20 protein-coding genes are annotated in these 22,852 nt (G+C 57.3%); all 20 read right to left on the reverse strand.

What is annotated here, in order from left to right:
- Positions 1–15: 15 nt before the first annotated feature.
- The 20 genes from ACY1JZ_RS10670 to mtaB all read right to left on the reverse strand — a co-directional run bounded on the left by ACY1JZ_RS10670 (position 16) and on the right by mtaB (position 22,850).
- Positions 16–375, reverse strand: a complete 360-nt coding sequence (locus tag ACY1JZ_RS10670) for a diacylglycerol kinase family protein (RefSeq protein WP_462629130.1) — start codon at positions 373–375, stop codon at positions 16–18.
- Complete coding sequence (gene ybeY / locus ACY1JZ_RS10675) at positions 372–872, reverse strand: rRNA maturation RNase YbeY (protein ID WP_270172282.1); 501 nt, start codon at positions 870–872, stop codon at positions 372–374. The genes ACY1JZ_RS10670 and ybeY overlap by 4 nt, the downstream gene beginning before the upstream one ends.
- The gene (locus tag ACY1JZ_RS10680; RefSeq protein ID WP_462629131.1) at positions 869–3,118 is read right to left on the reverse strand and encodes an HD family phosphohydrolase; all 2,250 of its coding nucleotides are present in this window, start codon (positions 3,116–3,118) and stop codon (positions 869–871) included. The genes ybeY and ACY1JZ_RS10680 overlap by 4 nt, the downstream gene beginning before the upstream one ends.
- 17 nt (positions 3,119–3,135) lie before the next feature.
- Positions 3,136–4,125: a PhoH family protein gene (locus ACY1JZ_RS10685; protein WP_270172285.1), complete on the reverse strand. Its 990-nt coding sequence runs from the start codon at positions 4,123–4,125 to the stop codon at positions 3,136–3,138.
- A 5-nt stretch (positions 4,126–4,130) separates the two neighbouring features.
- Positions 4,131–5,324, reverse strand: a complete 1,194-nt coding sequence (gene yqfD / locus ACY1JZ_RS10690; RefSeq protein ID WP_462629132.1) for a sporulation protein YqfD — start codon at positions 5,322–5,324, stop codon at positions 4,131–4,133.
- A complete protein-coding gene (gene yqfC / locus ACY1JZ_RS10695) occupies positions 5,321–5,617 on the reverse strand; it encodes a sporulation protein YqfC (protein WP_270172288.1) in 297 nt (98 codons plus the stop codon). Before yqfC ends, yqfD begins: the two co-directional genes overlap by 4 nt.
- 154 nt (positions 5,618–5,771) lie before the next feature.
- Positions 5,772–6,290, reverse strand: coding sequence for a hypothetical protein (locus ACY1JZ_RS10700; protein ID WP_270172290.1), 519 nt, complete (start codon positions 6,288–6,290; stop codon positions 5,772–5,774).
- A 10-nt stretch (positions 6,291–6,300) separates the two neighbouring features.
- Entirely contained in the window at positions 6,301–7,296 is a 996-nt protein-coding gene (gene floA, locus ACY1JZ_RS10705) for a flotillin-like protein FloA (RefSeq protein ID WP_270172291.1), read from the reverse strand.
- Between the two features lie 24 nt (positions 7,297–7,320).
- Positions 7,321–8,706, reverse strand: coding sequence for an NfeD family protein (locus ACY1JZ_RS10710; protein ID WP_462629133.1), 1,386 nt, complete (start codon positions 8,704–8,706; stop codon positions 7,321–7,323).
- Positions 8,707–8,945: 239 nt separating this feature from the next.
- The gene (locus ACY1JZ_RS10715) at positions 8,946–9,389 is read right to left on the reverse strand and encodes a GatB/YqeY domain-containing protein (protein ID WP_270172293.1); all 444 of its coding nucleotides are present in this window, start codon (positions 9,387–9,389) and stop codon (positions 8,946–8,948) included.
- A gap of 15 nt (positions 9,390–9,404) precedes the next feature.
- Entirely contained in the window at positions 9,405–9,578 is a 174-nt protein-coding gene (rpsU, locus tag ACY1JZ_RS10720; RefSeq protein ID WP_270172295.1) for a 30S ribosomal protein S21, read from the reverse strand.
- A gap of 101 nt (positions 9,579–9,679) precedes the next feature.
- Positions 9,680–10,021 (reverse strand): histidine triad nucleotide-binding protein, encoded by a 342-nt coding sequence (locus tag ACY1JZ_RS10725; protein WP_462629134.1) that lies wholly within the window; start codon positions 10,019–10,021, stop codon positions 9,680–9,682.
- Between the two features lie 32 nt (positions 10,022–10,053).
- Positions 10,054–10,680 (reverse strand): hypothetical protein, encoded by a 627-nt coding sequence (locus tag ACY1JZ_RS10730; protein WP_462629135.1) that lies wholly within the window; start codon positions 10,678–10,680, stop codon positions 10,054–10,056.
- Positions 10,681–10,721: 41 nt separating this feature from the next.
- Positions 10,722–14,591, reverse strand: a complete 3,870-nt coding sequence (gene addA, locus ACY1JZ_RS10735; RefSeq protein WP_462629136.1) for a helicase-exonuclease AddAB subunit AddA — start codon at positions 14,589–14,591, stop codon at positions 10,722–10,724.
- Positions 14,542–18,114: a helicase-exonuclease AddAB subunit AddB gene (gene addB / locus ACY1JZ_RS10740; protein WP_462629137.1), complete on the reverse strand. Its 3,573-nt coding sequence runs from the start codon at positions 18,112–18,114 to the stop codon at positions 14,542–14,544. Before addB ends, addA begins: the two co-directional genes overlap by 50 nt.
- A complete protein-coding gene (locus ACY1JZ_RS10745) occupies positions 18,057–18,287 on the reverse strand; it encodes a hypothetical protein (protein WP_462629138.1) in 231 nt (76 codons plus the stop codon). Before ACY1JZ_RS10745 ends, addB begins: the two co-directional genes overlap by 58 nt.
- 33 nt (positions 18,288–18,320) lie before the next feature.
- The gene (locus tag ACY1JZ_RS10750) at positions 18,321–19,229 is read right to left on the reverse strand and encodes an inositol monophosphatase family protein (RefSeq protein WP_462629139.1); all 909 of its coding nucleotides are present in this window, start codon (positions 19,227–19,229) and stop codon (positions 18,321–18,323) included.
- Positions 19,201–20,595, reverse strand: a complete 1,395-nt coding sequence (locus tag ACY1JZ_RS10755; RefSeq protein ID WP_462629140.1) for a class I SAM-dependent rRNA methyltransferase — start codon at positions 20,593–20,595, stop codon at positions 19,201–19,203. Before ACY1JZ_RS10755 ends, ACY1JZ_RS10750 begins: the two co-directional genes overlap by 29 nt.
- 95 nt (positions 20,596–20,690) lie before the next feature.
- Positions 20,691–21,116, reverse strand: coding sequence for an NUDIX hydrolase (locus ACY1JZ_RS10760; protein ID WP_270172305.1), 426 nt, complete (start codon positions 21,114–21,116; stop codon positions 20,691–20,693).
- A gap of 375 nt (positions 21,117–21,491) precedes the next feature.
- Positions 21,492–22,850 carry a tRNA (N(6)-L-threonylcarbamoyladenosine(37)-C(2))-methylthiotransferase MtaB gene (mtaB, locus tag ACY1JZ_RS10765; RefSeq protein ID WP_270172307.1) on the reverse strand — a complete coding sequence of 453 codons (1,359 nt, stop codon included), beginning with the start codon at positions 22,848–22,850 and terminating at the stop codon, positions 21,492–21,494.
- Positions 22,851–22,852: the final 2 nt, after the last annotated feature.

Below are 22,852 nucleotides of genomic sequence, written 5' to 3' on the forward strand. Positions count from 1 at the left end.
TTGAAGACCCATTCGCTAGCTGAACAGTCTGAGCAGCGGTGGGCCAAATAACAGGCAGCCAATCACAACAGCAGCGATAGCGGCGATCAGCACCGCCCCTGCTGCCACGTCCTTGGCTGCCTTGGCGAGCGGATGAACCTCTGGCGAGCTGAGATCAACTGCCTTCTCAATGGCGGTATTGACGGTCTCCAGCGACAGGACAAGCGCACACAGCAGAATCAATATCGCCCATTCCGAGGCACCCAGACCCAGCAGGGCAGCCAGCAGCAGCGATGCAGCCGCCATCCCGATATGAATGCGCATATGCCGCTCGGTTCGCAGAGCGTAGAGGATGCCGCTCCAGGCGAGCCTCACGCTGCGCGCGAATCGCCTCATGCGCGGACAAGTCCCGCCTGCTGCAGCACAGCCTCCTGCTTGGCTGTCATGACAGCCTCCGCAGCTTCATCCTGATGATCATATCCGATCAAGTGGAGGAAGCCGTGAACGAACAGAAATCCGAGCTCGCGCTCCAGTGAGTGACCATACTCCTCGCTCTGCAGTTGCGCACGCGGGGCAGAGATGATGATATCACCCAGCATCCCGCCGATCGGGTCTTGCTCGTCTTCGCTCTCCACCTCGAACGTGATCTCCATCTCGCCTTCGCCTTCCTCCATCATCGCGAAGGACAATACATCTGTCGGACGGTCAATGCCGCGATACTCCTTGTTCAGCCGATGAATCTCTTCATCGTCGACAAGCGTCAGCGCGACCTCGCCTTCCGTATAGCCTTCCGCTTCGCCAGCAAGCTGGAGCAGTTGCTCCAGCTTGTCCATGAACGAATCCGGTATTTCCACTTTATCCTGCTCGTTGCTCCATTCCAACCTCAAACTCATGCCGGACGCTCCTTTGACTTCACATCTTCCGGGTATTCAATCCGCGAGTGGAAAATGCCGATCACTGATTCCTTCAGTGATTGGGCTATTTTATCCAGCTCCTTCATCGTCAGATCACATTCATTGAACTGATTGTCATCCAGACGCCCTTTAATAATTTTGTGGATCATCGATTCGACTTGCTCCATCGTCGGACTGCGCAGGCTGCGCACTGCCGCCTCTACACAATCAGCGATACCGACGATTGCCGCTTCCTTCGACTGCGCCTTGGGTCCAGGATAACGGAAGTCATCCTCTGTGAAGTCCGGCTCCACACCAGCCTCCTCTGCCAGCTTGAGCGCCTTGTAATAGAAAAACTTCAGGAACGTGGTGCCATGATGCTGCTCGGCAATATCACGCAGCGGCTTGGGAATGCCGTGTGCCTTGAGCATCTCCACACCATCTCTGGCATGAGCAATAATAATCGACTTGCTCAGCTTAGGCTCAATCGAGTCATGCGGATTCTCAATATTCGTCTGATTCTCGATGAAATAGCTCGGTCGCCTCGTCTTGCCAATGTCATGATAGAACGACCCGACACGGCAGAGCAGCCCATTAGCTCCGATCGATTCCGCAGCCGCCTCGGACAGATTGCCGACCATGACACTGTGATGATAGGTGCCCGGTGTCTCTGTCAGCAGCTTGCGCAGCAGTGGATGGTTCGGGTTCGACAGCTCCACCAGCTTGAGCGCAGACAAGATGCCAAAGCTGACCTCGAAGAATGGCATCAGCCCGATGACAAGCACAGCCGTCAGCAGACCGCTGGCAAAGGTGAAGCCCAGCGTGTACAGCATCTGGCTGGAATTAATCGGCTGATCGAACAGCATGACCGCCAGCGCAGCCGCTGAGCCGAACAGACTGACCATAATTCCCGCCTTCAGAATCGTTGAGCGCTGGCTCGCGCGATGAATGGAGAATATCGCTGCAAACGAGATGACGATAAAGACGAAGCCGAACTTGTAATCGAATATTTGATCCTGATGAACGTTAAACAATATGCTCCCGATCGATGCGAACAGGATGGAGCTGATCAAGGCCAGATGAACATCCAGCAGCAAGGTAATCAGCATCGTTCCCATCGCCACTGGTGCAAGAAACCCTACATACGCCGTGCTGTTCGTCTGTGTGAGCGCTACGATCAGCATGAACGCCAGATTAAGCACGAAGATCAGCAGCAGCATAAACAGTTGGGAATTGCTATAACGTTGCTTGCCGCCGCCCCATACCCCCGTCTCCGACGATACGAGCTGCTGGATGACAAGCGCGAACAGCGCAGATAATATCAGCACACCCAGATGAGGCCAATAGGTCTTCTTGCTCTGCAACAGACCAAGCGCCTGCAAGCGGTCGTATATTTCCTGGGTAATTTTCTCACCGTCGCGAACAACGATGTCCCCTTCCTCAATTACGACCTTAGGCGTGTTCTCCTGAGCCAGCACCCTGGCTTCATCTGTCGCCTGCTTGTCTGCAAACTTGTTAGGCGTAATCGCATAGCGAGCCAGCTCCTGCACAATCTCGCGTTGGGTGCGATCGGACAGCGCGCTGGCGTTGACCAGCTCGGCCACCTTCGTCCGTGCCGTCTCCGCGTCTCGCAACTGCTCATTCATCAGCTCCCTGACAATATCGCGCGTCACGCTCTGCATCTGGCTCAGATCATCCGCAGATAGCTTGGGCAGCTTGTAGAACGTCTCCTCTGGAATCGTATACTGCTGCTCCCGAACCACCCTGGACATCTCTTCGAGCAAGGTACTGTTATAATTGTCGGTCGCACGATTCGTTCTTAGAAACTCGTCAATATACTGGCCGTAGCGGCTAGGAATGACGGTACGGTAAATATCTATCTTGTTCTGCTGCGATACCTGATCATCCTGGTTAATCTGCAGAATGCGCTGATAGATTTGGTCAACCAGATTTTCGTTGCGCAGTACGACGATGCTATATACAGTCTGTACGCGGTCTGCGGCCTCCTGCTGCGCCTGCAGCCTTGCCTTCTCATCCTCCCATTGGCGTGGTGCGCGAATATCGCGGTTGCTGATTTCATTCAGCTGAATATTATAAGTTTTGGGTACAAGATGAGAGGAAAGACTGGAATAGAACAGCAGCACAAACAAAAACAGCAGCAACCATCGAACGCCCGCGCTATGCTTCCATCCTGCCCACTTCGCTGCTTGAGAGCCTGTCCGGTTTGCACCCTGCTTTCGGTTCATACGGCGTGCCTTCCCCTCTATGGTTGATTTTCAGAACTGAACTGACCTTCCGCATCCTTGTTGTATGCCACAATAATTTGTTGAACCAATGAATGCCGAACGACATCCGAATCACTGAAGGTAATAAAGCCGATTTCTTCGATTTCTTTCAAAATTCGCGATGCTTCAATCAACCCCGACTTTTTGCCGCGGGGCAAATCAATCTGCGTCACATCGCCCGTAATGACCATCTTGGAGCCAAAGCCAAGACGGGTCAAGAACATCTTCATCTGCTCCGGCGTTGTATTTTGCGCTTCGTCCAGGATGATGAACGAGTCATCCAGCGTCCGTCCGCGCATATACGCCAACGGAGCCACTTCAATCAAGCCGCGCTCGAACGCTTTGGCTGATTGATCCGGCCCCATCACATCATGCAGAGCATCATACAGCGGTCGCAGATACGGGTCCACCTTCTCCTGCAGATCGCCTGGCAGAAAACCTAGGCTCTCTCCTGCTTCAACGGCTGGACGGGTCAATATAATCCGCTTGACCGAATTTTCTTTGAGCGCGGCAATCGCCAGCACAACAGCCAGATACGTCTTGCCTGTGCCCGCCGGCCCGATCCCGAATACGATGTCCTTCTTGCGAATCGTCTTCACATAATGGCGCTGTCCGATCGTCTTCACCCGTACAGGCTTGCCACGATAGGTTGTTGTAATCTCCGCCTTGAACAGATCAAGCAACTGGTCAGCCTGCATCGTGCGCGCAAGCTCCAGCGCATACATAATATCACGCTCGGACGGCGAATAGCCGCCTCGCACCAGCTCCAGCAGAACTGTGAACAGTTGCTCCAGCGATTCAACCTCATCTTCAGGGCCATTCACTACAATTTCGGCATCACGCGACATAATGGTTGCTTCCACCTGTTGCTCGACAAGCTTCAAATATTTGTCCTGTGGTCCGAATACCGCCAATCCCTCCGCCGCGCTGAGCAGCGGAATCTTCACATTCTTCGTCTTCTCTGACAAACAGCTCATTCTCCTTGCATTTGGACTATGGCTCTTTCTTCAGCAATGGACTGCTCGACTTCAAAAAACACTTTCATATAAACTTTACCATTCTCCGTCTTTTCATGCAAAATATTTTGTTCCACAATGCGCGCTTTTTCCCCTGCCTTGTCCAATACTGCCGCTTGCGCCCGCAAAATCCCGAGCGCTCGGGCTTCCTCTACGCTCAAGGCACGCTCATCCTCCCGCACCTCCATCACCTGCTCCTTAACGGTTCCCAGAGGCAGCGTCCAGCCTCTCCATGCAAGCTGCCGCTGCGACTCGACCGATTCGAATCGATCAAACTCCGGCTGGCCAAAGCCCCAAACCTGGAGCGTGCGCGATCCGAGCAGCAGATGCCATTGCGTCTTGGCGTCTCCTGTATACACCTTCACCTTTTGCGTCAGCGGCGACTCGATCTCATAGACATACCATACGAGACCTCGTACATCCCCCTTGGCGACTACAGTCCTCGTATTTCCATCCTTGCCAATAACCCCTGAGATTAGTATATCGCCTTTCTTGACTTTTTTGTTGCGGGCAACAGCAGGCTTCCCGCTGTCCGCCTTCACCTGCGTTACGACCGCATCCACGGAGGCCACCAGATGACGCGGACTGTAGAGCGCGAGCGGCGGCGGCGTGGTGCTCTCGACCACCTCGACCGTCACCTTCGTTCCCTGGCGATCTACGCCGATCCAGGATACGCCCGGAAGTCTCCCGACCAATTTTTTGGATAGCATGTCCAGCTCCTGCAGCCGAAAAGACCACTGGAACGGATATAGCCCCTCCTCCCTGGCTGCCTGCATCACCTGCTCCGTCGTCAGCTTCTCATTGCCCTTCACTTCTATCGTCCATACGAGAGAGGAGAGCACATAGAGCCCGGCAAAGAACAAGAACAGCCCTGCCGCAAAGAACTTGCGCCGCTCGAGCCTGCGCAGCCAAAAGGGCAGTCCCCGCCTCTTCAGCACATGAATACGGCAGCCTGTCCGCTTCAAGTGCGGGCGAAGACGAAAATAATCGCCAACCGTCACCTCGCACTCAAGCAGCCCGTCCCCAGCTCGCCGGATGGCTGACAGTCCGATGCCGCCCCTGGTCGCCTCATTGACCATCTCCTCCAGCCTGTTGCCGCGAATCGACACCGTAACTACGCCTTGCACCGTTTGCAGCCATGTCATGCTCATGCGTCCCCCTCTCCTTGTCCTTGTAGTTGAAGATGGTGAATCTGCCCTTCAATGAACACTTCCTCCGTCCAGATGGCGCGAATAACAAGCCCGCTGCCCGCCACCTCCAGCTCTCCCTTGGACAAGGCCAGCCGCAGCAGGTCGCTGGTAAAATGCAACACGCCCCGATGATTCTCGATGTAGAGTTGGCGATCGCCAATCATCGTCACACGGGGCAGATCAAATACAACATCCTGGGGCACATCCAGCAGATTGGCGGTTAATTTTCGGATTTTGCGGCTTATGCTGCGCATAAAAGATGACGTCCCCCCTCCTGTACTGTACACATTATGCGTACCAGAGCGGATTTATGAGGGGAAAATAACAAGGGGCGGACTTTCTCCTTCCATGCAAAAGAAGCGAGGCGGAATATATTCCACACTCGCTCAAAGACAGGCACATTGCCGATTATCTAAAGGGACGCTTCGCGCGCGGCGGGCCAAGCACCTCTGCCCATACGATCGCTCGGCGCATCTCTTCCTTACGCGGCAGACGCTCCCCAGGCGAGGAGATTGCCGACGCGGCTGCGGTCGGAATCGAACGTTCACCTGCTGTCCGCCTGACTGGTTGCTCCCGCTGTCGCGTCTTCTCCTGCTGCCGGCGCTCCTCCAGCTCATTCTGGCGACGCCGCCCCTCCTCCTCCTGCTGGCGCTGCAGAGCAAGCTGCCTGACCGCCTCTGCCAACGCAGGGTCAGCAGGCATGTTATGGCTCGGAGCTCCCTGCGAGCCGGCGGCAGGGACATTAACTCTTCTCTGCCCCTGCTGCGGAACTCGCTGCGGCTGCCGTCCGTTAGGCTGACCCTTGTCGCCGCCAAAGGGCGGCATGCCTTGTTGCTTGCCTTTTTTGTTGAACAGCGAAATAATCAGCCCGATGAGTATAATCGCTACAAATGGGTTGGCCGCAATAAAATTAAGCAAGGTTTCCATAGGCTATCACCTAACGCTTATCAAAGCTATTGTCGTCGGAGGAGCCTTCCGTCTTGCCAATCGAGCCGCGCATCTGAGTATCCGCCTCGATATTTTTCATGTTCAGATAATCCATAACCCCGAGCTTGCCGCCCTTCAGCGCATCAGCCATCGCCAGCGGCACCTGAGATTCGGATTCGACTACGCGAGCCTGCATCTCCACCACGCGCGCCTTCATTTCCTGCTCGAGCGCAACAGCCATCGCGCGGCGCTCCTCCGCCTTCGCCTGGGCGATAATCTTGTCGGCCTCCGCCTGCTCGGTCTGCAGATTGGCGCCGATGTTCTTGCCTACGTCCACATCCGCAATATCGATGGACAAGATCTCAAAAGCCGTTCCCGCGTCCAATCCTTTATCCAACACGGTACGAGAAATCATATCCGGATTTTCCAGTACTGCCTTGTGAGAAGCAGAAGAACCGTTCGTGCTGACGATACCCTCGCCCACACGAGCAAGAATAGTTTCTTCACCCGCCCCACCAACAAGACGGTCGATATTGGCACGCACAGTGACGCGAGCCCGCACCTTGACCTCGATTCCATCCTTCGCCACAGCCGATACGAACGGAGTCTCGATCACCTTCGGATTAACGCTCATCTGCACAGCCTGCAGCACATCGCGTCCTGCCAGATCGATCGCAGCCGCCCGTGTAAATTCCAGTTGAATGTTGGCGCGCTGCGCCGCGATGAGCGCATTGACCACACGGTCAACGTTGCCGCCCGCCAGATAGTGGCTCTCAAGCTGGTTAATATTCAGGCCCAGTCCGGCTTTCGTTGCCTTAATGAGCGGATTGACGATGCGCGCTGGCGCAACCCGTCTCAGTCTCATCGCGACGAGTGTAATAATGCCGATCCGCACGCCAGAAGCCAGCGCCGAGATCCATAGCATGAACGGAAAGAAATTGAAAAAGACAACAATCGCAATTAATACAACGACACCAACCACTGCATACATAATTAACGGATCCATGTAATGACAACCCCTCCAACCTGTTTAGTTTGTGTGAATTTCTCCAACGACTACTCTTGTTCCCTCTACCTTAATAACCTTCACCCGTACTCCCGAAGCGATGAATTCACCCGATGTGATGACATCCACCCGCTCCCCGGCAATGTCAACCGTACCTGATGGGCGTAGCGGTGTCAAGGCTATTCCTTCCAAACCCTGGAGAAGAATCTTGGATTCGGCAGAGACGAATCCCTCCTCGGAGGTCAGTCTCTCCTTCAGTATGAATTTGTTCCAGACGCCCCGCTTTTTGAAAATATAACTGAATACGGCTACAACAACTGCCGCAACGATAACAGCTACCGTCAAATTAAGCAATGCATCTGCGGTATCATAAGCAGCCATTAGTATACCTCCTACTAACGATGCAATACCTAGGATACCCAGTATACCGAAGCTTGGGACGAACAGCTCAATAATTAACAGTCCGATTCCGATTGCAAATAGCACGGCAGTCTCCATTCCCGCGAAACCCGCAATATAATGTCCGAAGAAATATAGCCCGAATGAGACCAGGCCGACGATGCCCGGCACACCAAAGCCAGGGACGAACAATTCAATGGCCACTCCGGCCAGACCAAGAATTAGCAACAGCGTTGCGATTCCTTGAGACGTAACAAATCGTGCGATATTCTCTGCCAGGGAAGGGTTAAACTCAATAATGCTGCGGTTATCTAGTCCAAGCCACTTCAGCGCATCCTCTACCGAGCCAGCGGTATGCTCCGAATAGCCGACCTGAAGCGCTTCCTCTGCTGTCAGCGTCAGCACTTCTCCCTTGCCATAGGTCTTGTTCAGCTTCTGGATGTGTACCTCCGAGTACGGGTCCGCCATCTTGATCGCTACCTCGGGGTCTCGACCATTCAACTCGGCCGCCGAGCGCATCGCGCCTACCCAATGCGAGACCGTCTTCGGATCTTCGATCAGCGTGCCGCTGCCATCCACCACCGCGGCAGCCCCGATCGTGCTCCCCGGATGCATAATAATCTGATCCGCATTTAACGCAATGAATGCGCCTGCTGACATCGCCCGGTTTTGTACATAGGCTACAACTGGCACCGAGGAAGAGCGAATCAGATCGCCAATCTCGTCGGCATTGACCACCCGACCGCCCAATGTGTCAATGACGAGCAGAATGCGATCAGCCGAAGCCTGCTCCGCTTCATTGAATGCCCGCTCCAGAAAGGATTGCAGTCCAGATTCGATCGCCTGCTTGACCGGTACGACGAACACTGCTGTCCCTGGCGCAGATGCTGCTGACGGTGGAGCTTTCGTCTCCGCGGCGGCTGTCCACAATGGCAGGCCAAGCAGCAGCGACAGCATGAAGATGATCAGCAGCGCCCGCAACCATCCTTGCTTTCTGAGATGATGTGCCACAATCGCGTTCCTCCTTCGCTAGATGAGTCGTTCCAGGATATGAGTACCTATACGGAGTATATCGGTTCTGGTTTCATTATATTGCAGCAGACAGACACAAAATATGAGTAGGTAGCCTGCGCATTCCGACTCTGAACACAGGCGTACTTGCACTTGCAAATGGGTATAAGAAAACAAGCCTGCCCGCTGGTGCAAGGCATCCTTGCATTCAACGGGCAGGCTCTTGGAGCTGGCGTAATCTATTGCAGAAATTGCTGTACAAGCTGATTTACTAGTTTACCGTCAGCCCGTCCTTTTACCTTCGGCATCAGGGCGGTCATCACTTTTCCCATCTCGGCCTTCGAAGAAGCACCGGTTTCCTGGATGGTCTGCTGTACAATCACTTTGATTTCTTCTTCGGTAAGCTGCTGGGGCAGGTAAACACTAATAATATCTATTTCTGCAGCGAGATTCGTCACTAAATCTTCGCGGCCGGCTTTCTTAAATTCTTGGAGGGAATCTTTACGTTGCTTGATTTCACGACTCAGAATGTCAAGCACTTCGTTATCGTCCAGCGCTCTCTTCAGATCAATTTCTTGATTTTTCACAGAGGCGCGAACCATCCGAATAGTGGAGAGTTTGAATTTGTCTTGACTCTTCATCGCTTGCTTCATATCATCGTTCAATCGATCGCTCAGGTTCATTATGGAAGGATCCTCCTAAAACTTTCTTTTCCGCGCAGCCTCAGACTTCTTCTTGCGTTTCACGCTAGGCTTCTCATAGTGCTTGCGCTTTTTGACCTCAGCCAAAACGCCGTCCTTAGCGATGGAACGCTTGAAGCGACGAAGTGCAGCATCTATTGTTTCATTTTTCTTGACTCTAGTTTCAGACACCAGTTTTCCCTCCCTCCAAAACAGACCGTCCAGAACCATTCACGGTTTATCAAACTACATTATATGTCAACGGGAAAGCACGTGTCAACTCACGGTTCTCACTAATTTAGCGGACCAAGCCTTTCCCCACCCAGAAGATGGAAATGCAAGTGAAACACTACCTGTCCGCTGTCGCGATTGCAATTATTGACAAGACGATACCCAGACTCAGCAATGCCAAGCTCTGAGGCGATCTTGCGTGCGGCAGCAAAAATTTCGGCCATCACCTGGTCGTCCTCATCTGTGACATCGTTCATCGTTGAAATATGCTTTTTGGGAATAATCAGAACATGCTCCCGCGCAGCAGGCTGAATATCATAGAAAGCTAACACCTGATCATTTTCAAACACTTTTTTGGACGGAATCGTTCCCTCGATTATTTTGCAGAACAGACAGTTATCCATACAACATTTCAACTCCTCCACCATGTAATCTTCTAACTAAGCTCGGCCGGCTCATTGAGTGCAAGCAGCAGCTTCCTTGCGATGTCCACCCACCCGTCACCGTTCTCCGTGCGCAGCGCGTTCTGCGTTGTCAGCTCTGTGTAAGGGAAGGCCGCCAGCTCCTCCTGCATTCGGGTATAGGTCTGGAGCAACTGGCTGGCATAAGCCCCCTCGGCTGCCGTCAAGCTCGATGCCTGATTGCCTGTGTTGCTTAGCGTGGACTCGATGGCCTCAATGAACTGCGCGGCAGAGCGCGGCTGGGCTTGAGAGGCGCTGTCATACCTTGGCAGTGCGGTATCCACGAGATAGATCAGGCCGCCCGCATGCTCAAATGCAAAACCAATCGCTTGCTTGGCCTGAATCCGGGCACTGGCGTCCTCGCTGTCCAACAGCGCCTGCAGAGCAGCAAGCAGCGCGTCGGCATGAACGCGAGCATCCCACGCGCTGCGGATGATGCGTTCCCCTTCCCTTTCCCGTCCTGCCTGATCATTCACCAGCTTCGTCGAGTAGAGCACAACGTTCCCGATCAGGCTAAATACCAACAACGACAGCATGACAGGCGCAAACCAGGACCGCTTAACAGCGGGCTGTTCATTCATCTGCACGTTCATTCCTTTCACTCAGGCTTGCTTATGATGCCTTATAGCTGCGCAAGCCCGACTCATTCGCCATAGTTCAAGTTTATACGAACTGCTTGGGCGCCGTCAAAGAAGAAAATGAAGCATTCCGCGATCGGCTCGCCCAGTATGGCGCTGGCTGCCTCGGCATACAGCTCCAGTTGAAATCGATGCCGCTCGGCCGTTTGCTCATAGCGCCCATCAAGGATACGGTCGCTCTTGTAGTCGAGCAGCACCAGTCCCTGCTCCTCACGGAACAGACAATCGATTACCCCTTGAATTAGCACGGCCTCCCGCTCCAGTTGTCCCTCGCTGTTCGTTCCGTATAGCCTCTCGGCCGGCAAGCGGTAGCTGAATGGCACCTCGCGGCGCACCCACTTCGCTGAGCGCAGCCTCGCGGCCAGCGGGCTGGCGAAGAATTGCAAGATCGCCGATGTATTCACCGCCTCCCGCTGGCGCGCTGTGATCAGTTGGCGTCGCTGCAGCGCATCCAGTGCTTCCTCCAGCTCGGCCGGCCCCATCTCCTGGTCTAACGGAACATGCTGCATCACCAGGTGATTCAGCGTGCCCAGCTCCGCCGCGCTCAATGCCCGCTCCTCCATGAAGCGCGGACGGCGCAGAGCGAAGCCCGATGAAGTCATATTGCCGCCCGCACCCGCTTGTCCGCCCCTGACCGCATCGGAGTGTACCCAGGCTAGATCCGCCGCATTCTGCTGATCCAGTGTGCTGTAGAGCCGCTTCATCTCCGTGACGGACGTCTTGGCAGCGAGCGCAGCAGCCTCGGGATGTGAATAGCGCCAGGACAGCGACTCGATGGCCCGTGCTACCGCAACAGACCGCTCTGGCACATCCAGCTCGACTGGCCTCAGCATTGCAAGCTGCTCCCGCCTGCTCTGCCGCTGCTCATCCTCCCACGGACCCTCTGCCGCAACTGCCGCTTCGGCGCCGAGCAGCGCAGCAGGCGTAAGCGCAAAGCGCCAGCCTTGTAGTCCAGGAGCTTCGGCACTGCCCGCCTCAAGCCGTTCGCCGCCCGCTCCTCCCTGCATGGCGAGCGGCAGCAGCCAGTCCAGATAACGCCGTGCAGATGCCAGTTCATAATCCGGCAGACTGCTGTCCCTAGCCAGCTCCTGCGCACGCTCCAGTTGCTTCTGCGCATCCTTCGATGTACCAATCAGGAATAGCTTTTCCTTTGGCCTCGTGAGCGCAACATAGAGCACGCGCATCTCTTCAGCCAGCATCTCCATCCGCATCTGTCTGCGGATCGCAAGATACGGCAAGCTCGGGTAGCCGACCCGTCGCTCACGATCGATCACCTTGGGCCCATAGCCCAATTCCTTATGCATAAGAAACGGAAGATTCAAATCCTGCATATTGAACATTTTGCCAAGGCCTGCGACGAAGACCACGGGAAATTCCAGTCCCTTGCTCTTATGGATCGACATGATGCGAACAACGTCCTCCTGCTCGCCGAGCGCCCGGGCGGTTCCCAGATCGCCGCCGCTCTCCCGCATCCGGTCGACAAATCTCAGGAAGCGGAACAGACCGCGGAAGGACGTCTCCTCATACTGCCGCGCACGATCGTGCAGCGCCCGCAGATTGGCTTGGCGCTGCACACCTCCGGGCAGACCGCCCACCAGATCGTAGTACCCTGTCTCCGTGTAGATGAGCCAGATCAGATCAGCCAGCGACCCTTGACGAGCCTCCTCACGCCATCGGCCTAGCTGAACCAAGAAGCGCTCCAGCCGCTCGCATAGCGATACAGGCACATCAGCGGTCACCACCGCTGTCTTCACAGCGTCATAATAGGCGCCTCTGGCCGCTGCCATACGAATGATCGCCAGTTCCTCAGCCGTCAAGCCATAGAGCGGCGAGCGCAGCACGCCAGCTAGCGGGATGTCCTGATACGGATTGTCAATGATCCGCAGCAGCGACAGCATCGTCTCCACCTCCGTCGCCTCGAAGTAGCCGCTGCTCAGCTCTGCATAAGCCGGGATGCCCGCAGCCTGCAGCTCCTCGATCAGTATCGGCGCCCATTGTGAAGTCGCACGCAGCAATACAACAATATCCCGCCACATTAGCGAACGGCTTGCCTTCTGCTTGCCGTCATAGGCCGCGAAGGCGACTGTACCGCTCTCGTTGTCGCCCTCCATCAGGCGCCGGATCTGCAGCGCGATCCACCGCGCCTCCAGTTGCGCCGTTGCCAGCTCCGCTGCTTCCATAGCGGCCGCTGCGACTTCCTCGCCCTCCTCCAGCTCACTCTGCTCCCCGGCTGCCTCTGGCAGGCCGGAGCGATCCAGCAGCGTTAGCTCCACCGCATAAGGACTGCCGGAGCCGCTCTGCAATGGCGGAGGATACGACGCGCCGCATACAAGCTCCGCGCTCTGGTCGTAATCCATCTCCGCTACCTTCTCGCGCATAATGGCGCGGAACACATCATTGACTCCGTCAACGACCTCCTGACGGCTGCGGAAGTTGCGGGCCAGGTCAATGCGCAGTCCGCCGCCGCCTTCCTCAGCGAACGACTTGTACTTGTGCAGGAACAGGTTCGGCTCTGCCAGCCGAAAGCGATAGATCGACTGTTTCACATCGCCCACCATGAACCGGTTCCCCGGGGAGCGTCTCGACAGCAGCGATACAATCGCCTCCTGCACCATGTTCGTATCCTGATATTCATCCAGCAAAATTTCGTCAAATTGCTGCTGATACTCCAGGGCAGCAGCTGAAGGCAGCACCTGCTTCTCCGTCGATGACGGATCGCGCAGAATACGCAGACAGTAGTGCTCCAGATCGCCAAAATCGAGCAGGCTGCGCTTGCGTTTGGCCTCCTCGTAAGACGCGGCAAAATCGATGACAAGCCGCGACAGCTCCTTCATCTGCGGCCCCAGCGCCGCCAGCTCGGCTGCGAATTCCTCCGGCCTGCGCGCCGCCAGCTCCCCCTTCGTCTGCGCGAGCAGCTCCTTCATCTGCTCGCGCAGCTCCTTGACCGTCTCCTGAAGCTGCTCGTCATAGCTCCCCTTCTTCAGCGGCTTCAGACGGCCGAGCTGCGCACTCTGGAAGGACGCCTGCCATTGCTGCCACGGCAGCTCCCGCACCCCCTGCAGCAGCGTCTCAAGCAGCGCAAGATCCTCCTCCAGTTGAGCGGTATAGCCAGCGGGCCCTCCTGGCAGCTTCGCAATTCCGATCGCCTGCCGCGCCATTGCGCAGGCTCCCTCCAGCGCAAGCCGCAGCTCGCGTGTCAAGCCATCCATCCAGCGCGTCTTCGCCAGCTCATCCTCCTCATGCGGCTTGAACAGCTCGGCCGCTGACTCCAGCCACTGATCCGGCCAAGGATGGCTGCGCGAAAAATCGTACAATTGCAGCACAAGCCGATAGAGAGGCTCATCGCCTCGCTCGCCGCCATAATCATCCACCAGTCGAATGAACGGGCTATCCTCCTGCGAGGCCGCTTCGGTGTACCGCTGCTCCAGCAGTCGGTCCAGCACCTCCATCCGCAGCAGCTCCGCCTCCGTTGTATTGGCAATACGAAAGCCGGGATCGAGTCCGATCAATGGATAATAGCGACGAATAACATCCATGCAGAAGGAATGAAGCGTCGTGATCGCCGCCCGGTTAATCAGCACAAGCTGACGCCGCAGATGCTCGGAGGCCGGGTCTTGCTCCAGCGCCCTCTCGAGCGCCAAGCGAATACGCTCCTTCATCTCGGCTGCCGCCGCCTTGGTAAAGGTTGCCACAAGCAGCCGATCGACATCGGTGCTCCCTGATATTTTGCGGATAATCCGCTCGACCAGCACTGCCGTCTTGCCGGAGCCCGCCGCAGCCGCCACCAGAATGTCTCTCCCTCCGGCCGTAATTGCCTGCCATTGCTCATCCGTCCAGGTGCTGCCCGGAGGCTTCATCAGATGGGATGAATTCATGTTCCCCCTCCTCTCCTCCAGCCGCTAACGTCTCCCATACCTTCGCATCAGAGCATTTGGCCAGCCGGACATATTGGTTCCCCGCAAACAGTGGATCGAACTGGCAGACCGGCTTGTAGGCGCAGTACGCGCATGGAGCCTTATCCCCCATCTTGTATGGGGCAATCGCTACCTCCCCCTGTGCGATCCGCTTGCCGATCGAGCGAATCGTCCGCCGCACCGAGCCGCGCAGCTGACGCCATTGCTCATCGGTAACGACGGACGAGCTGCTGTAGAACCCTCCATCCCGCTTGAGCGCGACAGGCAGCAGCTCCGAATAGCCGGATTCCAATTCGCCGTCCATCATCCGCACCGCCTCGCCATCTGCGAGCACCAGCCCTTTCAGCTTGAACCGCTTGAGAAGCTGCTTGCGGGCTTCCTCCTCCTCCAGACGGTTCGCTGAGCTAAGCAGCGGGTTGTGCACATGAAAGTACAGCACGCCTGCAGGCTTGGCCGGTCGTCCCAGCCAGAGCGGTGCATGAGTGATCAGCACATCCAGATATGCCAGCAACTGCAGCGACAAGCCATAAGCTACTTCCTCCAGCCGGAGCGAGGTCTGCGAGGACTTGTAATCGAGCACGCGCAGCAGCACGCCTTCCTCCGTCTCGGCTGCATCGACGCGATCGATCCGTCCGATCAGCTCCAGCTCTCGCTGCCCATCGACCGGCAGCACGAGCGGCGGCAAGCCGCCCTCGCGGCCAAAATCCAGCTCCAGGCCGACCGGGACGAATTGCGCCCGCCGCGCATGCTCGCCCAATACAACCGCAGCCTGGGAGACGATCTCCGTCAGCTTGCGAGCCATATATTGAAAACGACTGCTGCTGGTCAGGATATTGGATTGCAGCCGCGGCGCAAGCTCCTCCACCGCCGCCGCAGCCTCGCTGCGCAACTGCCGCTCCGTAGCTCTCCCCCAGCTCTCGCCCAGACTGGCCGCCAGCTTGCTCAGCGCCGCATGGAACAACTGACCGATGTCGGGCGCGCCCAGCCTGTACAACTGTCGCTCGCGCAGCTTGAGGCCGTGAATGGCAAAGTGCTGGAACGGGCAGGAGACGAACCGCTCCAGCCGCGATACGCTCGCCTGCAGGCGCAAGCCATACAAGCCCTCGGCAATATTCGCAGACAGCTCTTGCTCCTCATTCGTATAGAAGAGCGCCGTCAGCAGCGCCCGCAGACGCTTGCTGTATTCCGGGTGCGCAGCCAGCCAGTTGTACAGCTCCCACCATTCCTCCGCGATCTCCTGCCCCTGCTGCCAGAGCCGAAGCTGCCCCAGCAGATGCGACAGCGCACGCTGCGGAATAGCGGCAAAGGCAAGCTGCTCACCTGGAGTCATACCTGCCTGCGGCTCAGCCGGAAGCATCTGTACCCGCAGCCCCGGATACATGAGACGGAGGAAATGGATCAGCTCCGACGGAAGCAGACTCTTGCCCTCCTCATCAGACAAGGCGTAGCTTACCCACAGATGCTGGGAGGGCTTGGTGAGCGCCTTATAGATCAGATATCGCTCATCGAGCAGCCTTCTGCGCGCCCCGGGAGCGAGCGGCATCCCGGAGGCCGCAAGCTTCTCCCGCTCCTGCTCTGTGAGCAGGCCATCCTCCTTGTGCCGCATCGGCAGCACGCCGTCATTGGCTCCCAGCACATAACAGATGCGAATATCGCCCGTATGGGTACGGTCGAGGCTCCCAATGAGCACCTGATCGAGTGTGGGAGGAATGGAGGCGATCTGAAGGCTCTCAAGCCCCGCCTCCAGCATGCCGCCGAACAGCGCTAGCGGCAGCTTCTCCTCCCCCGTCAGCTCCACAAGCTGATCAAGCAGGTTCATGACGCCATCCCACAACTGCCTGTGCTGGCGGGCGCGCACCAGATCACCACGCAGCGTGTCGCGCTGGCTCCATTGCTCCAGCCGCTCCGCCGCTCCGATCTCATCCAGCAGCCGATAGACAGCCCGGCACATGCCCTCCACATCGGCTGCGCGCCGAAGCTGCCGCTCGAACCGCTGCAACGGCTCGATCACAGCCGCGCGAGCCGCCATCAGCTCCTCCATTTGCTCCAGATCGGAGGCTCGAATCTCGCCGCCCTTCCCCTCGAGCGGATCGAACACGAGCGGCTTCCAACGGCTCTCATTGCTCCATGACTTGCCGTCGATGCCGACAGCCAGCACATAATTCTCCAGCCGATCAAATGATTCGCGGGTGAGCCGTCCGTCCTCCGGCATAAGCAGCTCCGTCTTGATGCAGCGAAACACCGCTTCATATCGCCAGCCCTCAATTGTCGTCTCCAAGGCCGAGCGAATGAATTCGGTCAGTGGATGCTGCAGCGCCTTGCTCGACTGATCGAGGTAGAACGGGATACCATAGTCAGCAAAGACCGCTCCGATATAGTCATTGTAATCCGCCGCATCGCGCGCCATAATCATGCAGTCCCGCCAGCGCAGTCCCTGCTCCTGCACTCGCATGCGCAGATCGCGCGCGCAGGCCTCCACCTCGGCGCGGCGACTGACTGCCGCATGAACCGACAGCTCGTCCTCCACTCTGCGCCCGCCTCCGGTACGGCGACCCGTATCCAGCAACGGCATGCGCTGCTCATAGTGCTGCTCCAGATGGGCAAGCGCCAGACTTGCGGCGAACCGCCGCGGCACCCCAGCGAGCACAACAGGCTCCTCTACCTCAATGCCGAGCTGCTCCGCCAGCAGCAACAACTGCTGGCAGGTGCGGGCAGGGGTGTAGAACAGATCCAGCTCGTGCACCGCCTCACTGGCCGCGTATGGCCTCTCCAGATGGAGTGTAATGGTTACATGTCCAGCATGCTGGAGCAGTTGTCCGAGCGCCTCCAGCTCCTTAGGCGTGAAGCTGTCGAAGCCATCAACCCAGATGCGGGCGCCGCGCAGCAGCTCCGCCTCCGCGCTGCCCTTGGTCAGCCAGCTCAGAAAATCCTCCGAGTCGATATATTTCCCCTCCAGCTCCTGCTCCAGCGCCTGATAGATATAGTGCAGATCATGCAGCTTGCGACCGAGCAGCACCCCCTCGCGTGGGCCCGATGCAAGCGGGCTGTCTTCCTCACGGAGCGGCACATGATCAGCCTGTACCCCATATCGCTTCCACTCCGCGAGCAGCTCGTTCAGCTTCTCGATGAAGCCATGCTGCTCAGCCGCTCCAGCGAACAGCTTCAACTGCTTGCTGGCGCGGCTAATGAGCTTGTAGAGCAGCATATGCTTGCCATTCTCCGTAATCGGCACGAGCGCCGTACCACCCGTCTCCTGCATGACACGCAGCGCCAGCCGCCGAAAGCTGAGCACCTGTGCGCGGATCGTCCCGCTCACGCCAGCTTGAGCCAGCAGCTCGTACTCCGTCTGAAAGGTCGCCTGCTCAGGCACCAGCATAATTAACGAATCGCCTGTCGGCTCTATCTGCAACTGCTGGCGGATGTCCTTCATACAGGTGCTTGTCTTTCCTGCGCCGGATCGACCCAGCACGAGGCGAAGCGACATAGCCATCCCCTCCATTTCTCCGAATCTATTTCTTGTTGGATGTCACTCATTTTACCATAGAGACCGGTATTTTCACACCATAACCAAACAGACGTTTCCATGCCGAATTCATCCACAAATACAAAAACGGCATCTACTGCGATCAGCGCAGCAGATGCCAATTTCCCATTCATCCGGGCGACATGCCAGAGAACATAGTCTGCCGATTAGCGAACTGCGAACAGTGTGCTTTGCAGCTCTTCATGAATGGAACCGTTCGTCGCCACCATCGTAAATTCTGTCATCACATACGGCTCCCCGCGCTCATCGGTCACTTTGCCGCCTGCTTCCCTGACGATAATGGTGCCCGCAGCGCTGTCCCATGGATGCAGCCCACGGTGCCAATAGCCCGTGAGCCGCCCCATCGCTACCCAGCACATATCGAGGCTCGCCGCCCCGGTCATGCGCAGATTGCGGCAGCGCCCGACCATCTGCGCCACCTCCGGCAGCACAGCAGAGCCAGCGTGCCAATCTCCGGAGTGAAAGCCGGTTGCAAGCAGCGCCTGCGACAGCCGCGTCTCGCCGCCTACGCGGATCGGCTCGTTGTTCCGGTAGGCCCCGTGACCGGCGCGCGCCGAGAACAGCTCGCCCGTCAGCGGACTATATACCGCACCGATCAGCGGCTGCCCGTCCTTCACGATACCGATGGATACAGCAAAATGCGGCACGCCATGAATGAAATTCGTCGTCCCGTCGATCGGATCGAGGATCCAGCCGTACCCGTCGCCGCGAGCGCGCAGCTTCTCATAGGAATCCCCCTCGCCATCCGTCTCCTCCGACAACACCCAGTGTTCCGGGTACTGTGCAGCTATCCGCCCCATCAGCATCGCTTCGCTCGCCTTGTCCACAGCCGTAACCAGATCGGACTCATTCGTCTTCTGCTCGTAGGCAGCGCGCTCGTCCATCCTGGACAGTATGAACTGTCCCACATCCGTTGCCAGCTTGCAGGCAAACTCATATAGCTTCTGTTCCACCAGCACATCCCTCTCCCCGGCCCGGCGTACAGCGGCCGCCCTCAAGCGGACAGCAGCCCGCCGCCTGGCGCTGTTATAGCTTCTCTCTGCTGTATACTTCAAAAATCGCAAACTTCAAATAATGTCCCTCGCTCACGCCCAGAAGCTGCGGATGATCCTTGCCTGCGGCACGCCATTCCACCAGCCGCAGCGTCTTGCCCGCATCGGCTGCCGCCGCCTGGATCGTCTCCAGAAACAGCTTGGGCCGCATATGATAAGAGCAGCTTGCCGTCACCAGATAACCGCCCTCGTTCACCAGCTTTAATCCTTGCAGATTAATGTCCTTGTAGCCGCGGCATGCGCCTTCGACGGCCAACTTCGTCTTGGCAAAAGCCGGCGGATCGAGGATGACAACATCGAAGGTTCGCCCGGTTCCGCCAAGCGGCCTCGAGGTATCCATCTTCGAGCTGTCTGCAGCCGAGCGCGCTCGCCGCTCCTCCAGCCCTTTGACCTGCGTCCGAAGGTAGTCAAAGGCATCCGCCACAACAAACTCCACTCGGTCGCCAAAGCCGTTGCGCTCCACATTGCGCCGGGCAGTCTCAATGGCATGCTCCGATACATCCAGACATGTGACCTTCTTCGCACCGTATTTGCAGGCGTGCAGCGTAAAGCTTCCAGTATGTGCGAAGCACTCCAGCACAGTTGCGCCATCCCAGTAAGGGAAAGTGACGGGCTTGCCGTTCGCATTGACCGGCACCAGACCCGCTCCCTCGGGCGCGCCGTTATCCGTCTCCAACTGAGCAAGGCGAATGCCGCTGCGAGCGCCCCATCCGGTCATAAGCGGTGCAATGGCCGCGCGATTCTCGCGCTGGTCATAGAAATATCCGGTTTTCTGCCCCTCGACAATGTCCACTTCCAGCCGCAGGCCATTCTCCATGATCTCGATCAACCGCGGACATTCTCCATACCATACGCCGGTGCGCTCCTCCAGCCCCTCAAGCCTGCGGACACCGACATCGCTGCGCTCATAGATGCCCTCCGGGGCAAATACCTGCACCAGCGCCTCCTGGAGCTGCTCGCGACGAATCTCCATGCCCAGGGTCAACACCTGCACGACCAGCACACCGCCGAACCGATCGACGGTCAGCCCCGGCAAGAAATCAGCCTCGCCATAGACGAGCCTGCAATCCGCCGCATCCGGCGCAAACCGTTCTCTATGCTGCTTGCAGCGTGTCAGGCGCTGGGCGAAGAAAGCCGTATCCATCTCCCCGATCGGCTCATATGCGACGATGCGCACCCGAATCTGCGACTGCTCGTTCCAGTAGCCTGTGGCCGCATACCGCCCGCGATGATCGACTACGTCCACCAGACCTCCCGGCTCGGCTATACCCTCAAGACGCTCGATCTCCCCGGCATAGATCCAAGGATGCCCCTGCTCCAGGCGGGGCTTGCGGTTTTTCTTCAATACAACCTTTGCTCTCTCGTTCAAGTTCCATTCTCCTTCTGCCCTGACAGGGCCTATATGCGCAGCAGAGGGCTGCCGCCGAGCACCCTCGCCTTGGTCTGGTAGCTCATACATCGATATTATACCTGTATCCCCAGCAGCCTCAGGGCACCGGCCAGTATGCGGTCATTATTGTCATACCCGGACTGCTTCTGGCGACGCCAGGCCTCCTGAGGCGTGAACCACTCTACGCCGCGGATCTCCTCCACCTGGGCATGCAGCTCGCCGCCGACCGCCTCGACGAGATAATAGTGTACTTCCTTGTCCACAGCACCCTTGACCGCGTCATAATAACGATACTTGATCTGATCGATCGGCTCCACGATGCGCCCGACCATGCCCGTCTCCTCTTCGATCTCCCGCAGCGCAGTCTGCTCTACCGTCTCCCCGGCCTCCATCTTTCCTTTCGGAAGCGAAATTTTCCCGTAGCGGTCCTGAATCAACTGAACCTGCAGCTCGTTGTTCAAGCGTCGGTACACGACGCCGCCGGCTGAAATTTCCAACATGAGTTCGCCCCTCATTTCTCTGATCTTATGCGCAACAAGGATTTTACCGCCAGCACCCGCATACCGGGCCTGTCTGATAAAATCCTTGCACCGCTGCCTATTAAATATAGCAAATTGCAGGTAGCCGCCAGTTAAGCTCAGCTCCCTGCCGAGAGTTTGCATACACACTCTAGGCCGCTCACATCTGTACGAGCTACCATTGTCTCTTCATCAGTCTGCGCTGAAGGCTGCCTGTTCGCTATCCTTCACCCTGACAAACCAAGCCCGATTCCCGGTTCAGCCCACAGACACACGTAGTCCCGGAGCCGCGGGCTAACTCTCCATGACCTGGACCAGTTGCCCACGGCATTCATTGCTGAAGCCTCCGCGTCGCGATTAGCCCGCAGATACGCGCAGCCCCGAGGCGGCTGGCTGACTCTCCATGACCCGCACCAGTTGTCCACGGCATTCATTGACGCCGGCCTCAGTCACCTTCACGCGACATAGCTGTCCGATCAGCTCCTCCGAGCCTTCGAATACGAGCTGCAGATAGTTGCCCGAGTAGCCCATAATGTAGCCGGTGCCCGGCGCACCCTTATAGTCACGTTCCGGTATAACATCCAGCACTTGTCCGACAAATTGCTCTGCATAGGCAAGCTGCATCCGCTCGGACAGATCGATCAACCGATGGACGCGTTCATTCTTGACCTCCTCGTCCACCTGATCCTCCATACGCGCAGCCGGAGTGCCCGTCCGCTTGGAGTACGGGAATACATGCATCTCCGCAAAGCCCAGTTGCTCCATGAAGCGGTAGCCCTCCTCGAACATCTCGTCCGTCTCGCCCGGAAAGCCCACGATGACATCGGTCGTAATCGCTACGCCAGGCATCGCTTCGTGCAGCAGCCGGATTTTCTCCGCGAACTCTGCTGTTGTATATTTGCGGCGCATCCGCTTCAGTACATCATCATTGCCTGCCTGCAGCGGGATGTGCAGATGATGGCACATTTTGTCCGAACGGTTCAGCACCTCAATCATTTTCTCGTCAATCTGACTGGCCTCGATCGAGCTGATCCGTATCCGCTCCAGACCATCCACCTTGTCCAGATCCTCCAGCAGATCGGACAGACGGTAGTTGTCCAGATCATCTCCATAGCCGCCCGTATGAATGCCCGTCAGCACGATCTCCTTGTAGCCTGCAGCCACAAGCTGACGCGCCTGATTCAGCACGCTCTGCGCCTCACGACTGCGCGACAAGCCCCGCGACCATGGAATGATGCAGAAGGTGCAGAAGTTGTTGCAGCCCTCCTGAATTTTCAAGAACGCGCGCGTGCGCTCGGCAAAATCCGGCACATCCAGCTCCTCGAACTGGCGGGTCTTCATAATGTTGCGCACCGCATTGACCGGCTTGCGCTCGGTATGAATCTGTTGGACGAAGTCCATCAGCTTCTCGCGATCCTGCGTGCCGATCACCAGATCGACGCCGGGAATTGCCAGAATCTCGGCCGGGGATGTCTGCGCATAGCAGCCGGTCACCGCGATGATCGCATCCGGGTTGCGGCGCACCGCACGGCGAATTATCTGCCGACTCTTCTTGTCCCCTGTATTCGTCACCGTACATGTATTAATCAGGTATACGTCAGCGGTCGATTCAAAATCAACCTGCTCATACCCTTCGTTTTTGAACAGTTGCCAGATGGCCTCCGTATCATAAAAGTTCACTTTACAGCCCAGTGTATAAAAAGCTACAGATGGCATGG

It is taken from the genome of Paenibacillus sp. J5 (assembly GCF_054955055.1).